Raw genomic sequence first — 13,365 nt, 5'->3', positions numbered from 1 at the left:
GGAGACACTACGCCGATTCTCACGGTGCGTGCTGTTGACCGGTGACAAGCAGGATTTTCCCGACATGGCCGCCGGCCTCGAGCACACGGTGCGCCTCGGCGGCCTGGCTGAGCGGCAGCACCCGGTCCACGACCGGCCGGATCCTCCCCTTCTCGACCAGCGGCCATACCCGCTCCGCCACCTGTGACACGATCGCGGCCTTCTCCTGGACGGGACGCGACCGCAACGTCGTGGCGTGCACGGACAGCCGCTTGACCAGCATCCGTCCCAGGTCGAGCTCGGCCCTGCGCCCGCCCATCAGGCCGATGACGACCAGCCGCCCGCCCACCGCGAGCGAGCGAATGTTGGCGTCCAGGTAACCGCCGCCCATGATGTCCAGCACCACGTCCACCCCGCGGCCACCGGTCTCCTTCTTCACCCGCGCGGGGAAGTCCTCGGACCGGTAGTCGACGGCGACGTCCGCGCCGAGTCGGCGGCAGCGTTCCACCTTGGCCGGGCCGCCCGCGGTGGTCAGCACACGGGCGCCGAACGCGCGGGCCGCCTGGATCGCGAAGGTGCCGATCCCGCTGGCGCCGCCGTGCACCAGCAGGGTCTCGCCCTCACGCAGGGCGGCGGTCATGAACACGTTGGACCACACCGTGCAGGCGGCCTCGGGGAGCGCGGCGGCCTCGACCAGGTCCGTCCCGGCCGGGACCGGGAGCAACTGCCCGACGGGAACCGCCACCCGCTCCGCGTAGCCGCCGCCGCTGAGCAGCGCGCACACCTCGTCGCCGACCCGGTAGCCGGAACCGGCCGTGTCGGGTCCGAGCGCGACGACGCGGCCCGAACACTCCAGCCCGGGATACTCGGGAGCCCCGGGCGGCGGCGGGTAGTCGCCCCGCCGCTGGTTGACGTCGGCCCGGTTGACGGCCGTGGCCGCGACCTCGACGAGAACCTCGCCCGGCCCCGGCTCGGGATCGGGCACCTCCTGCCAGGTGAGTTTCTCGGGGCCACCAGGGGCGCTGATGACAATCGCTCGCATGGAAACCACGCTACCCATCCGGGGGAGGGGCGGGTCTCGGAGTCCGAACGATCCCGGGATGCGGGCGCCCGGTCTCTTCTCATCTCATGACCGCTAGTTTTATCGTTGTTGACCCAGGTGTCTGGAGGAACGGAGGCGGCGCGCCCGCCGGGAACGCCGTCTCCACCGGTCCGAACAGCCGAACGCATCGTCTGCGGAGTGTCCTTAGGAGTGGCGCGGTGGCCTACGGAGAGCACGACGGTTCCGAACGCTTCGGTGCTCGTTCACCGCGCTCGGAACACGACGGATTCGCCTCCGACGCCGGATACGAGGAGGAGCGGTACGAGGCCGCCGACGAGTGGTTCGGCGACGACGACTTCGACCTGGTCGCGCCTCCACCGCCCTATGCCCAGCCCTCACCCCCCGCGGCCGGTCCGTCCGGCCCCGAGCCGCTGTTCCCCCCGGCCCCGGAGCCTCCTCGGGAGCGGCCGCCCGCCGGGGAGTCGGCTCCCGAGCCCGCTGCCCGACCGGACCCGCCCGGCCCGCCGACGCCTCCTCCCCCCTCCCGCCCCGAGCCGTTCCCGGAGGAGCCCCGAGCCGAGGCGCCGGAACCGCCGGCCGCGCGTCCCGAACCGGTCGCTCGGCAGGAGGGGGAGGAGCAGCCCGCCGAGCAGTCCCCGTCCGCGCGGTCGCTGTTCGGCCGCAACCGGCCGCAGATCCGGCAGTTGCTGGAGGACTCGCAGCAGCGGTCCGCGTCTCCTCCACCGCCCGTTGACGACCTCCCCGAACCCGAGCCGCTGCCTCCTCTGGAGCCTCCGGCCCCCCACCCCGCCCCGCAGTCCCCGCCGCCGGAGCCGCCCGCTCCGGCGGACGCCGGACCGGCACGGCCCGCCACGTCGCCCGGACCGCCCCCGCCCGCCGAACCGCGGCCGCGTCCCGTTCCCCGGGAGGAGCCGCGCCCGGCCGCGCTCCCCGGCGAGCGGCTCCGCGGCCCGGACCACCCCCTCGGGGGGCCTCCTCCGACCGCGTTGCCCACGTGGACCGAAGCGCCCGCCGCCCCGCCGCAGACTCCCCCGAGGCCTGCCGGGGGCACACCCCCGGGAGGCGTCTCCACCGGACCGAGCGCTTTCGCCCCGCCCACCGTGACCCCCGGCCGGGAGTGGACCGGCGGCCGCCGCTCAAGCCAGACCTCCGGGTGGCGCAGGGCCGTACAGTCACTCACGTTCGGGCTGCTCACCCCGGGCGAGTCCCGGGCGGCACGCCGCCGCCAGGAACTGATCGGCCGGGCGTGCACCCACGTGGTGGGCGGACACCACCGGGTCGCGGTGCTCTCCCTCAAGGGCGGGGTCGGCAAGACCACGACGACCGCCGCCCTGGGGTCCACGCTGGCCTCCCTGCGCGGCGACCGCGTGCTCGCCGTGGACGCCAACCCCGACCGGGGCACCCTGTCGGACAAGCTGCACCTGGAGACGTCGGCGACCATCCGGGACCTGCTCAACGAGAAGGAGATGATCGCGCGCTACGCCGACATCCGCGCGTTCACCTCCCAGGCGCCGTCCCGTCTGGAGGTGCTCGCCTCCGACCAGGACCCCGCCGTCTCGGAGGCGCTCAGCGAGTACGACTACCGGGAGGTCTCCCGGCTCGTGGAGCACTTCTACTCGATCACGCTCACCGACTGCGGTACCGGCCTGCTGCACTCGGCGATGCGCGGTGTGCTCGGCATGGCCGACCAGATCATCGTGGTCTCCACCCCGTCGGTGGACGGCGCGCGCAGCGCGTCGGCCACCCTCGACTGGCTGGACGCCCACGAGTACGGCTTCCTGGTGCGCGGCGCGGTGGTGGTGCTGTCGATGGTGCGCCGCGGCGGCAGGTCCAACGTCGACCTGCAGCGCCTGGAGGAGCACTTCGGCTCCCGGTGCCGCGCGGTGGTGCAGATCCCGTGGGACCCCCACCTGGAGGAGGGGGCCGAGATCCACCTGGACCGGTTGCACTCGGCCACCCGTGACGCCTACCTGGAACTGGCCGCCACCGTGGGGGAGGCCTTCGCCTGGCCCCGGTGAACGGACGCCCCGCCGCGCGGCGCCTGTGAGCGGGGGACACGGAGCGTCGGAGGGCTGTGGGCCCCGGCGGCTGTCCCCGCCCGTCCTCCCCGGCGTCCGCCCGGAGCGCGCGGGGTCCACCGTCCGGTGGCGGCGGGTCCCACTGTTTTCCGATGGGGAGCGCACACATCGGTTCGTGGATCAATATGTGCCACGACAACATGTGAAACGGATCACTTCTTTTCTAGCTTCGGTGGCACACCCCCGATCCGCCGTCCCCACCGCCGCCCGCAGGGCGGCGGGGACACCTGGAGGAGACCATGCGCTACCCCCCATTCGCGACCGTCCTGTGCGCGGGCGCCCTCGTCCTGACCGCCTGCGGCAGCCCCGAGAGCGCCGCCACCGGCGACGCGGACGGACCCGTCAGGATCGGTCTCGTCTACTCCGTCAGCGGCCCCCTGGCCACCTACGGCGAGCAGTACTACCAGGGCTTCGAGGCCGGTCTGGAGTACGCCACCGGCGGCACGATGGAGATCGACGGCCGCCCCGTCGAGGTCACCACGCGGGACGACGCCGGAGACCCCACCAAGGCGGTGTCCGCGGCCCGCGAACTCATCGGTGAGGGCTACGACATCATCGCCGGGTCCACCTCCTCGGGAGTGGCGGTCCAGGTCGCGCCGATCGCCGAGCAGAACGAGGTGCTGTTCGTCTCCGGCCCGGCCGCCACCGACGCCATCACCGGCGTCAACGACCACACCTTCCGCTCCGGCCGCCAGACCTACCAGGACATCCTCGCCGCGGGCTCCTTCATGGACGACCCCGACGGCAAGAAGGTGACGGTCTTCGCCCAGCAGAACGCCTTCGGCCAGGACAACGTCGACGCCGTCACCGCCGTCCTGGAGGCCGAGGGCGCCGAGGTGGACAGCGTCCTCGCGCCGCCCGACAGCACCGACCTGACCCCGTTCGCCGAACAGGTCCGCCAGGCCGAACCCGACCTGCTGTTCGTGGCGTGGGCGGGCGAGACCGCCTCCGCCATGTGGCAGTCGCTCAACCAGCAGGGCGTGCTCGACGCCACCGAGGTCGTCACCGGCCTGGACATCAAGGCCTCCTACCCGGTGTTCGGTGAGGCCGAAGGCAAGATCTCCTTCCTGTCCCACTACTTCGACGGGGCGGCGCAGACCGAGGCGGCCCAGGCGATGCAGGAGTTCGTCGAGGGCAACGGCGGTTCGGTCGACCTGTTCACCCCCGACGGCTTCACCGCCGCGCAGATGGTGGTCCACGCCGTCACCGAGGGCGACACCACCGAGGAGCGCATCTCCGCGCTGGAGGGCTGGACCTTCGAGGGCGTCAAGGGCACCCTGACCATCCGCGCCGAGGACCACGCGCTGCTCCAGCCGATGTACCAGGTGCGTCTGGTCGGCTCCGGCGAGGACGCCGCACCCGAACTGATCGCGGAGATCCCCGCCGCCGACGTCGAACCCCCGGTCGCGGAGTAGCCGCCGATGAGTTCCCCCACTCCCTCCGCCGCGCCCCCGCGCGACGGGCGCGGGACGGCGCCGATGCTGGTCCTGGACGACCTCAGCTGGTCGGTCGGCGGCGCCGTCATCGTCGACGGCGTGTCCATGACGGTCGATGACGGCGAGTTCCTCGCCGTCATCGGCCCCAACGGAGCCGGTAAGACCTCACTGTTCAACCTCGTCTCCGGACTGACCCGGCCCACCCGGGGCCGTCTGGAGCTGGCCGGGACCGACATCACCCGGCTGCCGCCGCACCGGAGGGCCCGGCTGGGCCTGGGCCGCACCTTCCAGACCTCCAGCGTCTTCGCCGACCTGTCCGTCGGCGCGAACGTGGGGCTGGCGGTGCAGGCCCGGTCGGGGGAGTCGCGCCGCTTCTGGCGGCGCGCCGCCCCCGTGGGCGGCCCCGAGATCGGCCGGGTGCTGGAACTGGTGCGGCTGTCGCACCGCGTCGACGCGCTCGCCGGTGACCTGGCCCACGGCGACAAGCGCAAACTCGAACTCGCGCTGCTGCTGGCCCGCGAGCCCCGCCTCATCCTGCTCGACGAGCCCATGGCCGGGGTGAGCGCGGGCGAGATCGGTGAACTCGTCGAGGTCATCCGGACCGTGCACCGCGAACAGGGCTGCACGGTCCTCATGGTCGAACACCACATGGAGGTGCTGCTCGATATGGCCGACCGCCTGGCCGTCATGCACCACGGCGCGCTGCTGGCCCTGGCCGACCCCGACACCGCCATGGCCGACCCGCAGGTGCAGGCCGCCTACCTCGGGGACACGCTGTGAGCGCCGCGCCCGCCGCACCGCTGCTGACCGTCGAGGACCTGCACGTGTGGATCGAGGGCTCCCACATTCTCCAGGGCGTGTCGTTCACGGTGGCCGACCACGGCGTCACGTCGATCCTCGGCCGCAACGGCGTCGGCAAGACCACCACCGTCAAGGCGGTGCTGGGGCTGGTCCCCCGCAGCGGCCGGGTCGTCTTCGCGGGCCGCGACATCACCGGCGATCCCACGCACGCCATCACCTCCCGCGGCATCGGCTACGTGCCCGAGGACCGGGGCGTGTTCTCCGGGCTCACCGTCGCCGAGAACCTGCGACTGGCGGAGCGGCGCGGCCAGACCCCCCGCTACACGCTGGTCCACCACCTGTTCCCGGAACTCGCCGAGCGGGCCGCGCAACCCGCCGGAACCCTGTCCGGCGGGCAGCAGCAGATGCTCGCCATCGGCCGGGTGCTGCTCAACGAGAACCGTCTGCTCATCGTGGACGAGCCGACCAAGGGCCTGGCGCCCCGTGTCGTGGCGGAGGTGGCCGACGCGGTCGCCCGCGTCGCCGAGGAGGTTCCGGTGCTGCTGGTGGAGCAGAACCTGGCGCTGGTGCGGCGGGTCGCGGGCCGGGCCGTCGTCGTGGACGCGGGCCGGGTCGTGCACACCGGCCCGGTTCTCGACCTGCTGGACGACGCCGAGCGGACCCGCGAGCTCCTCGGGGTCGCCAAGACCTCCGCCGCACCCGTCCAACGGCAGGGGGGAACCTCGTGAGCACCGTCGTCCTGCTCGTCGTGACCGGCCTGGGTCTCGGCGCGCTCTACTTCCTCATCGCCTCGGGCCTGTCCCTCATCTTCGGCCTGATGGACGTGCTGAACTTCGCGCACGGCGCGTTCCTGTCCATCGGCGCCTACGCCACCTGGTGGGCCAGCGTCCACCTGCCCGGCGCGGGGCCGGACGGACTCGGCTTCCTGGTGTCGGTGGCGTTCGGCGTCGCCGCCGGAACCCTCGCGGCGACCCTGGTGGAACTCGGGGTGATCCGCCCCCTCTACGGACGGCACCGCGAGCAGATCCTGGTCACGGTGGGTCTCAGCCTGGCCGTGCCCGCCCTGGTCCAGGCGGTCTGGGGCGCCGACCCGCTGCAGTTCCCCCGGCCGGCACTGGTCTCGGGCACCGTCCCGCTGCTGGGCGCGGCCATCCCCACGGACCGCTTCCTGCTCATCGCGGTCGCCGCACTCGTCCTGGTCGGACTGCTGCTGTTCGGCTCCCGCACCCGCTACGGCCTCATCGTGCGCGCGGGCGTGGAGGACCGGGCCATGGTCACCGCGCTCGGCATCGACGTGCGCAGGTCCTTCACCCTGGTCTTCGCGATCGGCGGCGCGGCGGCGGCGCTGGCGGGCGCGCTCGGCGGGCTCTACTTCGGCGTGATCACCCCGTTCCAGGGCACGTCGCTGCTGATCTTCGCGTTCATCGTGGTCGTGATCGGCGGCACCACGTCCACCGTCGGATGCGCGGTCGCCTCGGTGGCGGTCGGCCTGATCCAGCAGTTCGCCAACTACTACACCGTCGCCGGGCTCGGCGACATCGCCGTGGTCATCGTGCTCGCCGCCGTGCTGCTGACGCGGCGGGGCGGACTGGCCGGAGTGACCGCCGGGAGGGTGGCATGAACGTCGACACCGACACCAACCGCGCGCCCGGGACGTCCGCGACCGCGGCGGCGACGCCGGTCGCGGACGTGCGCCGACCGCGCCGCGTCCCCGGCTGGGCGGCGCCGGCCGTGGTCGCGGTACTGCTGCTGACCCTGCCGTTCTCCACACTGCCGCTGCCCGGCGTGCTCGAAGGGACGCTGAACAGCCCGGCCACGCTGCACCTGCTCGCGACCTGCCTGGTGTTCGGCGGGCTGGCGACCAGCTACGACCTGTTGTACGGGCGGGTGGGACTGCTGTCCTTCGGGCACGCCCTGTACTTCGCGGCGGGCGCCTACCTCGCGGCGCTGCTGATGGGGACGCTGGAGCTGCCTCTGCTGTGGTCGGCGCTGATCGCGGTCGTGTCGGGAACCGCGCTGTCCCTGGTGCTGGGCGCGGTGTCGCTGCGGGTGTCCGGGATCGCGCTGGCCATGGTGACCCTGGCGTTCGCACAGGCCGGGTCGATCCTGGTGATCCGCGACCCGGGGCGGCTGACCGGCGGCGAGGAGGGACTGTCGCTCAACCCGGACACGGTTCCCGGCGCCTTCATCGGCGTGGTCAACACCGTCAACCTGTACTGGCTGGCGGTGGCGTACGCGGCCGTGGCGGTGGGCGTGGTGTGGTGGTTGGGCGCCACCCCGGTGGGCCGTGTCTGGCGGGGCATCCGCGCCAACGAGCAGCGCGTGTCGGTGCTGGGCGTCAACCCCTACCCCTACAAGCTGGCGGCGTTCACGGTCGCCGGAGGACTGGCGTCCCTGGGCGGGGTGGTGTACCTGCTGGTCGCAGGCGGCGTCACCTCGGCCATCACCACCGCCGAGTTCACGCTGACCCTGCTGGTGATGGTGTCCCTGGGCGGTGCGGGCACCCGGTGGGGACCGCTGCTGGGGGCGGTTGTCTACACCTATGTCGACCACCGACTGCTGCAGTTGGCGGCCTCCGACGTGTTCGACACCCTGCCCTCAGCGGTCCGCGCCCCGCTGAGCCAGCCGCTGTTCATCCTCGGCACGCTGTTCGTGCTGCTGGTGTTCTTCTTTCCCGGCGGGCTGACCGCTCTACCGGGCCGCGTCCGGGCCGCGCTGCGCGACCGCGGGCGCGCGACCACCGCCCCCTGAACCCGGGTTCCGGCCCCGACCGTCAACTCCCTCACCGAAGGCGGGCCGGAACCCGTCCCCGTGGCCGCGCCCCTCCACTCGGGGAGGGGCGCGGAACCGATCCGTTCCGTGCGACCGCCGACCGCTGAGGAGCATCCGTGACCGGAACCGAATTCACCGTCGCCGTGGACGGCGGCGCGCTCGCCGTCACCCGCTGGGGCGCCGCGGACGCGTTGCCCGTGGTGGCCCTGCACGGCATCACCGCCAACGGGCACTCGTTCGCGCGCCTCGCCGCCGAACTGCCCGACGGCCTGGCGCTGCTCGCCCCGGACCTGCGGGGGCGGGCCCGAAGCGCGGATCTGCCCGGTCCCTACGGGTTGGGCGCGCACGTCGCCGACCTGGTGGCGCTGCTCGACGACCGGGGGGTGGACCGCACCGTCGTCGTGGGGCACTCCATGGGAGCGTTCGTGGCCTGCCTGGCCGCGGTGCGCCACCCCGACCGGGTCGCGGGCGTGGTCCTCGTCGACGGCGGGTTCGGGCTGCCCGCACCGCCCGGAACCGACATCGAGGCGGTGATCGGCCCGGCGATGGCCCGGCTGTCCATGACCTTCGCCGACCGGGACGAGTACCGCGCCTTCTGGCGGAAGCACCCCGCCTTCGCGGGGCGGTGGAGTTCCTGGGTCGACGACCACGTGCAGCGTGACCTGGTCGGTGAGCCGCCCGCGATGCGGTCGAGCTGTGTGGTCGAGGCGGTGCGCGTCGACGGCGCCCAGGTACTGGACGACCCCGAGGTGCTGGGCGCGGTCCGGGCGCTGCCGTGCCCGGCGTGGCTGCTGTGGGCGGCGCGCGGCCTCATGGACGAGAGCCCCGGCCTCTACACCCCGGAACGGCTCACCGCCCTGGACGGCAGCGGGGTGCGGTTGGTGGAGCTGCCCGACGACAACCACTACACCCCGCTGTTCTCGTCAACCGCCGCCGTCGTCGCCGCTCAGGTCCACGCCGCCGTCCAGCAGACCGTGCAGGCGTAGCGCGAGCTGGATCTCCAGCGCGCGGGCCGGTTCCTGCCAGTCCGCGCCGAGGAGCTGGGAGATCCGTTCCAGCCGCTGGGAGACGGTGTTGACGTGGACGTGCAGCATGTCCTTGGCGCGTGACAGGTTGCCGCCCGCCGCGAAGTAGGCGCGCAACGTCTCCACCAGCACCGTCTTCCGTTTGGCGTCGTAGTCCAGCAGCGGCCCCAGGGTCGCGGTGACGAAGCCGTCGACGTCGCGGTCGTCGCCCAGCAGCAGCCCGAGGAAGCCAAGGTCCCGGGGGGCGGCGACCTCCCCGTCGCGGCCCAGCGCCCGCAGGGTCTGCAGGCAGCGCAGTGCCTCGGTGAAGACGACGCGGAAACCGGGCAGTTGGTCGGCCGGTCCGGCGACACCCACGGTCACCGGGCCGTTGGCGGCCGTCGCCAGGTCGGCGGCGACCCGGCGGCCCGCCGGGGTGGGCTCGGTTCCGGGCAGCACCAGCACCACCCGGCCGCTGCGGGTTCCGGCGAGCCCGCCGGTGGTCTCGGCGATGTGCATGGCGGCCAGGCGCAGCCGTCCCGGATCGGCGTGGGGCGACTCGGCGACCGCGACCACGTGCGGGACGCCGAGGTCCGCGCCGAGGCGGGCGGCGCGCTGGCGCAGCGACTCGGGGTCGCGGTCGGGGGTGTCCAGCAGTTCGTCGAGCAGGTCGCCGCGCACCCGGTACTCGGCCTCGGTCGCGGAGCGGCGGATCAGCAGCAGCAGCGCCGTCACCACGGCGGCGCGCTCCAGGATGCGCTGGCCGGTGTTGTCCAGCTCCACCCCGTGGAGGACGAGGGTGCCCAGCAGTTCGCTGCCCGCGGCGGCGGCCGCCACCCACGTGTCGCCGGCCCGGGTGGTCCGGCCGCTGCTCAGGGCGGTGCGCACCGCCTCGGACACCTCCGGGTCGTCGCACGGCGGGGACGCTCCGGTCGAGTTCAGGTCGTGGATGCGCACCCGGCCGCCGAGGACGTCGCCGACCGCGGCGGCCACCTCCTCGATTCCGCCGCCGCGCAGCACCAGGTCGGTGAGCCGGTCGTGGGCGGCGACCGCGCGTTCCACCGACGCGGTGTGCTCCTGGAGCCGCTGGTTGACGGTGTTCAGTTCGGTCAGCGCCTGGCGGGTGTCGTCGATCAGGTTGGCGTTGTCGATGGCGATGGCCGCGTGGGTGGCCAGGGAGCTGAGCAGTGCCACCTCGGCGTGGGAGAACGGCCGCTCCCGCCGGTTCGCGGCGAACAGCACCCCGATGACCTGGCCGTTGAGTTGGAGCGGCACGCCGAGGATCGCGACGAGGCCCTCCTCCCGCACTCCGGTGTCGATCTGTTCGGTGTGCTGGAAGCGGGAGTCGGCGAAGTAGTTGGCGGTGACGTAGGGCAGGGCGGTCTGGGCGACCAGTCCGCCCAGGCCCTCGCCGTGGCCCAGCCGCAGCCGCTGGAAGCGGGCCGAGACCGATCCCGACGTCATCCGCATGTAGGTGTCCCCCAGGCGGGGGTCGCTGAGCGTCAGGTAGGCGACGTCGGTGCCGAGCAGGTGACGGGCGCGGTCCACGATGGCGCGCAGCATCTGGTCCAGGCTGCGCATGCCGGTCAGGTCGTTGGCGGTCTCGAACAGGGCGGTCAGTTCGGACTCGCGGCGCTGCAGGTCGCGCAGCACGGTGCGGACCCGCAGCGCCAGCAGTTTGGCGCGCTCCAGGCGGGCCAGGTGTTCGGGGTCGCCGCCGCGGGCGCGGGCCTCCAGCAGCGGGCGCTCGTACTCGACCGAGGGGGCGTCGCGCAGCAGCAGCTCCAGGAAGACCGACTGGGCCTCGGCGGCCCAGGGGTCGTCCTCCGGGGGGACGGCGGGTTCGTTCAGCTCGCGCTCCAGGCTCCGTCGACGGTCAGGGAGGCGCCGTTGACGAAGGACGCCTCGGGACAGCACAGGTAGGCCACCATCTCGGCGACCTCGGCCGGTTCGACGAGCCGCTTGATCGGGCTGCGGGCGAGCAGCACCGTCTCCACCACCTCGTCGGCGGGGACGCCGTGGGTGCGCGCCTGGTCGGCGATCTGCTTCTCCACCAGGGGGGTGCGCACGTACCCGGGGTTGACGCAGTTGGAGGTCACCCCGTGCGGTGCGCCCTCGAGCGCGACCACCTTGGAGAAGCCCTCCAGGCCGTGCTTGGCGGTCACGTAGGCGGACTTGTAGGCGGAGGCCCGCAGCCCGTGCACGGAGGAGATGTTGACGATCCGGCCCCAGCCGCCGGCGTACATGTGCGGCAGCGCGGCCCGCACGATCCGGAACGGCGCCTCGACCATGAGTCTCAGGATGAGGGAGAAGCGTTCGGGAGGAAAGTCCTGGACGGGGCAGACCGTCTGCACTCCGGCGTTGTTGACCACGATGTCGACGCCGCGCGCCACGTCCTCGGCCGCGTCCAGGTCGGTCAGGTCCACGCAGAACGGCTCGCCCACGCCCTGCTCGGCGAGTTCGTCCAGAGCGGCCCGGTTCAGGTCGGCGAGGCGGACGGCGGCCCCGGCGGCGGCCAGCCGGACGGCGCAGGCCCGGCCGATGCCGCTCGCCGCTCCGGTCACCAGGGCGGTCCTGCCCGTGAGGTCCACGTCAACGGACGTCCCGGCCACGGCGGGCGCGGGGGGCGGCGCCGTGTCGGGATGGAAGTCATGCGTCGTCATGGCTTCAATCTAGGTTTCCCGGCTCCGGTCGCTGATATGGCCGACCGCCACAGGAAGGAGCTTTTCTGTGTGGCTTCCACCCATGTGGCGGTGGGCTGTGTGGACTCCCCACGCGCTGCGCGCCGCAGATCCCGCCACCGACCACATGTTATGCGGATCACATGGTTCGTAGCCTTCGGGTACCGGTGTTCGGCCGAACCCGTTTCCCCACAGGGTCTCTCAACCGGAGGCACGCATGCCGTTGCATCTGACCCGACGAACACCCCTCCGCCTACCGGCGGTTCTGGCCGCCGTGCTCGGACTGTGCGCGGCGGTGATCGGCGCCGCCGCCACCCTCGCCCCCCGGGCCGAGGCCGCGACGCTGACGCCGGTGTCCGCGTTCGGCGCCAACCCCGGCGATCTGAACATGTACGCCTACGTGCCCGACACGCTGCCCGACGGCGCCCCCCTGGTGGTGCTGCTGCACGGCTGCTCCCAGGACGCCGCCGCCTACCACCGGCACTCCGGCTGGGCCGAGTACGCCGACCGCCTCGGCTTCGCCCTGGTCTACGCCGAGCAGAGGCGGAGCAACCACTCCTCCACCTGCTTCCACTGGTTCCGGTCCGGTGACACGGCGCGCGACTCGGGGGAGGCGCTGTCCATCCGGAACATGGTCGCCCACGCGGTCCGGATCCACGGCCTGGACGAGGACCGCGTCTACGTGTCCGGACTGTCCGCGGGCGGCGCGATGGCCTCGGAGATGCTGTCGGCCTACCCGGACGTGTTCGCCGCGGGCAGCATCGTCGCCGGGCTGCCCACCGGCTGCGCCACCAGCCTGCTGGACGCCACCACCTGCATGTACGCCGGGAAGAACCGGACCCCCGAGCAGTGGGGCGACCTGGTGCGGGCCAAGAACCCCGGCTGGACGGGGCCGTGGCCGCGCGTGGCCGTCTGGCACGGAACCTCCGACAGCGTGGTGGTTCCCGCCAACGCGGCGTCCTCCCGCGACCAGTGGACCGACGTGTGGGGCATCGGCCGGACCCCCGCGGAGACCGGCTCGCTCGGCTCGAACACCACCGTCGAGATCTACCGGACCGACTCCGGCGTCGACGCGGTGGCGCGCTACACGGTCTCCGGCATGGGACACGGCACCCCCGTGGCCCCGGGGACGGGTGACGACCGGTGCGGCACCGCCGGCGCCTACTTCCTCGACACGATCTGCTCCACGTACCACACGATCCGGTTCTGGGGGCTGGGCGAGCCTCCGGAACCGTCCCCGACGCCGACCGCCACTCCGACGGCGAACCCGTCGCCGACCACCCCTCCGCCGCCCTCGGGGGAGTGCGTGACCGCGGACAACTACCGGCACGTGGCCGAGGGCCGCGCCTACGTCAGCTACGGCCAGGCCTACAGCGAGGGCGGAGACGACCTCCTGGGCCTGTGGAACGTCTACGTCACCACCTCGCTCCGGGAGACCTCCCCCCACCACTGGGAGCGCGTGACCGGCTGTTGAGCCGCACTGCGGCACGCGGCGGGAGAAGACGGGCGGCCGGCGCCACAGGCGTCGGCCGCCCTGTTCCGTCCCGGCAC

At 73.1% G+C, this 13,365-nt stretch carries 11 protein-coding genes; 8 read left to right on the top strand and 3 right to left on the bottom strand.

Annotated elements, in window-relative coordinates; all coding sequences use genetic code 11:
• Positions 1-19: 19 nt before the first annotated feature.
• Positions 20-1,021: an NAD(P)H-quinone oxidoreductase gene (locus NI17_RS20860; RefSeq protein WP_068692701.1), complete on the bottom strand. Its 1,002-nt coding sequence runs from the start codon at positions 1,019-1,021 to the stop codon at positions 20-22.
• A 218-nt stretch (positions 1,022-1,239) separates the two neighbouring features.
• Here NI17_RS20860 and NI17_RS24495 point away from each other — a divergent pair, with 218 nt between their 5' ends.
• The 7 genes from NI17_RS24495 to NI17_RS20825 all read left to right on the top strand — a co-directional run bounded on the left by NI17_RS24495 (position 1,240) and on the right by NI17_RS20825 (position 9,115).
• Complete coding sequence (locus NI17_RS24495; protein WP_279395508.1) at positions 1,240-3,060, top strand: MinD/ParA family ATP-binding protein; 1,821 nt, start codon at positions 1,240-1,242, stop codon at positions 3,058-3,060.
• Between the two features lie 299 nt (positions 3,061-3,359).
• On the top strand, positions 3,360-4,535 hold the full coding sequence (locus NI17_RS20850) for a substrate-binding domain-containing protein (RefSeq protein ID WP_119267851.1): 1,176 nt from the start codon (positions 3,360-3,362) through the stop codon (positions 4,533-4,535).
• A gap of 6 nt (positions 4,536-4,541) precedes the next feature.
• Positions 4,542-5,336, top strand: a complete 795-nt coding sequence (locus NI17_RS20845) for an ABC transporter ATP-binding protein (protein WP_068692699.1) — start codon at positions 4,542-4,544, stop codon at positions 5,334-5,336.
• The gene (locus NI17_RS20840) at positions 5,333-6,085 is read left to right on the top strand and encodes an ABC transporter ATP-binding protein (RefSeq protein WP_068692698.1); all 753 of its coding nucleotides are present in this window, start codon (positions 5,333-5,335) and stop codon (positions 6,083-6,085) included. The genes NI17_RS20845 and NI17_RS20840 overlap by 4 nt, the downstream gene beginning before the upstream one ends.
• Positions 6,082-6,978: a branched-chain amino acid ABC transporter permease gene (locus tag NI17_RS20835; RefSeq protein WP_068692697.1), complete on the top strand. Its 897-nt coding sequence runs from the start codon at positions 6,082-6,084 to the stop codon at positions 6,976-6,978. Before NI17_RS20840 ends, NI17_RS20835 begins: the two co-directional genes overlap by 4 nt.
• Positions 6,975-8,108 (top strand): branched-chain amino acid ABC transporter permease, encoded by a 1,134-nt coding sequence (locus NI17_RS20830; RefSeq protein ID WP_068692696.1) that lies wholly within the window; start codon positions 6,975-6,977, stop codon positions 8,106-8,108. The genes NI17_RS20835 and NI17_RS20830 overlap by 4 nt, the downstream gene beginning before the upstream one ends.
• Before the next feature lie 137 nt (positions 8,109-8,245).
• Complete coding sequence (locus tag NI17_RS20825) at positions 8,246-9,115, top strand: alpha/beta hydrolase (protein WP_068692695.1); 870 nt, start codon at positions 8,246-8,248, stop codon at positions 9,113-9,115.
• On the opposite strand, the gene NI17_RS20820 is transcribed toward NI17_RS20825, so the two are convergent.
• A complete protein-coding gene (locus tag NI17_RS20820; protein ID WP_068692733.1) occupies positions 9,053-10,996 on the bottom strand; it encodes a helix-turn-helix domain-containing protein in 1,944 nt (647 codons plus the stop codon). The two genes, NI17_RS20825 and NI17_RS20820, sit on opposite strands and share 63 nt — an antisense overlap.
• The gene (locus tag NI17_RS20815; RefSeq protein ID WP_068692694.1) at positions 10,981-11,796 is read right to left on the bottom strand and encodes a 3-hydroxybutyrate dehydrogenase; all 816 of its coding nucleotides are present in this window, start codon (positions 11,794-11,796) and stop codon (positions 10,981-10,983) included. The genes NI17_RS20820 and NI17_RS20815 overlap by 16 nt, the downstream gene beginning before the upstream one ends.
• A gap of 235 nt (positions 11,797-12,031) precedes the next feature.
• Here NI17_RS20815 and NI17_RS20810 point away from each other — a divergent pair, with 235 nt between their 5' ends.
• Entirely contained in the window at positions 12,032-13,288 is a 1,257-nt protein-coding gene (locus NI17_RS20810; protein ID WP_068692693.1) for an extracellular catalytic domain type 1 short-chain-length polyhydroxyalkanoate depolymerase, read from the top strand.
• The last annotated feature ends 77 nt before the right edge of the window (positions 13,289-13,365 follow it).

Origin of the sequence: Thermobifida halotolerans, from assembly GCF_003574835.2 — a bacterium.
Classification (GTDB): domain Bacteria; phylum Actinomycetota; class Actinomycetes; order Streptosporangiales; family Streptosporangiaceae; genus Thermobifida; species Thermobifida halotolerans.
The sequence above is the reverse complement of the archived record's forward strand: the minus strand, read 5'-3'. Positions and strand labels throughout refer to the sequence as shown.

What these genes read in the sequence shown, in the direction of transcription:
- NI17_RS20860 (WP_068692701.1), bottom strand. Translation starts at nt 1,021, where the DNA reads ATGCGAGCGATTGTCATCAGCGCCCCTGGTGGCCCCGAGAAACTCACC.
- NI17_RS20850 (WP_119267851.1), top strand. Translation starts at nt 3,360, where the DNA reads ATGCGCTACCCCCCATTCGCGACCGTCCTGTGCGCGGGCGCCCTCGTC.
- NI17_RS20845 (WP_068692699.1), top strand. Translation starts at nt 4,542, where the DNA reads ATGAGTTCCCCCACTCCCTCCGCCGCGCCCCCGCGCGACGGGCGCGGG.
- NI17_RS20830 (WP_068692696.1), top strand. Translation starts at nt 6,975, where the DNA reads ATGAACGTCGACACCGACACCAACCGCGCGCCCGGGACGTCCGCGACC.
- NI17_RS20815 (WP_068692694.1), bottom strand. Translation starts at nt 11,796, where the DNA reads ATGACGACGCATGACTTCCATCCCGACACGGCGCCGCCCCCCGCGCCC.
- NI17_RS20810 (WP_068692693.1), top strand. Translation starts at nt 12,032, where the DNA reads ATGCCGTTGCATCTGACCCGACGAACACCCCTCCGCCTACCGGCGGTT.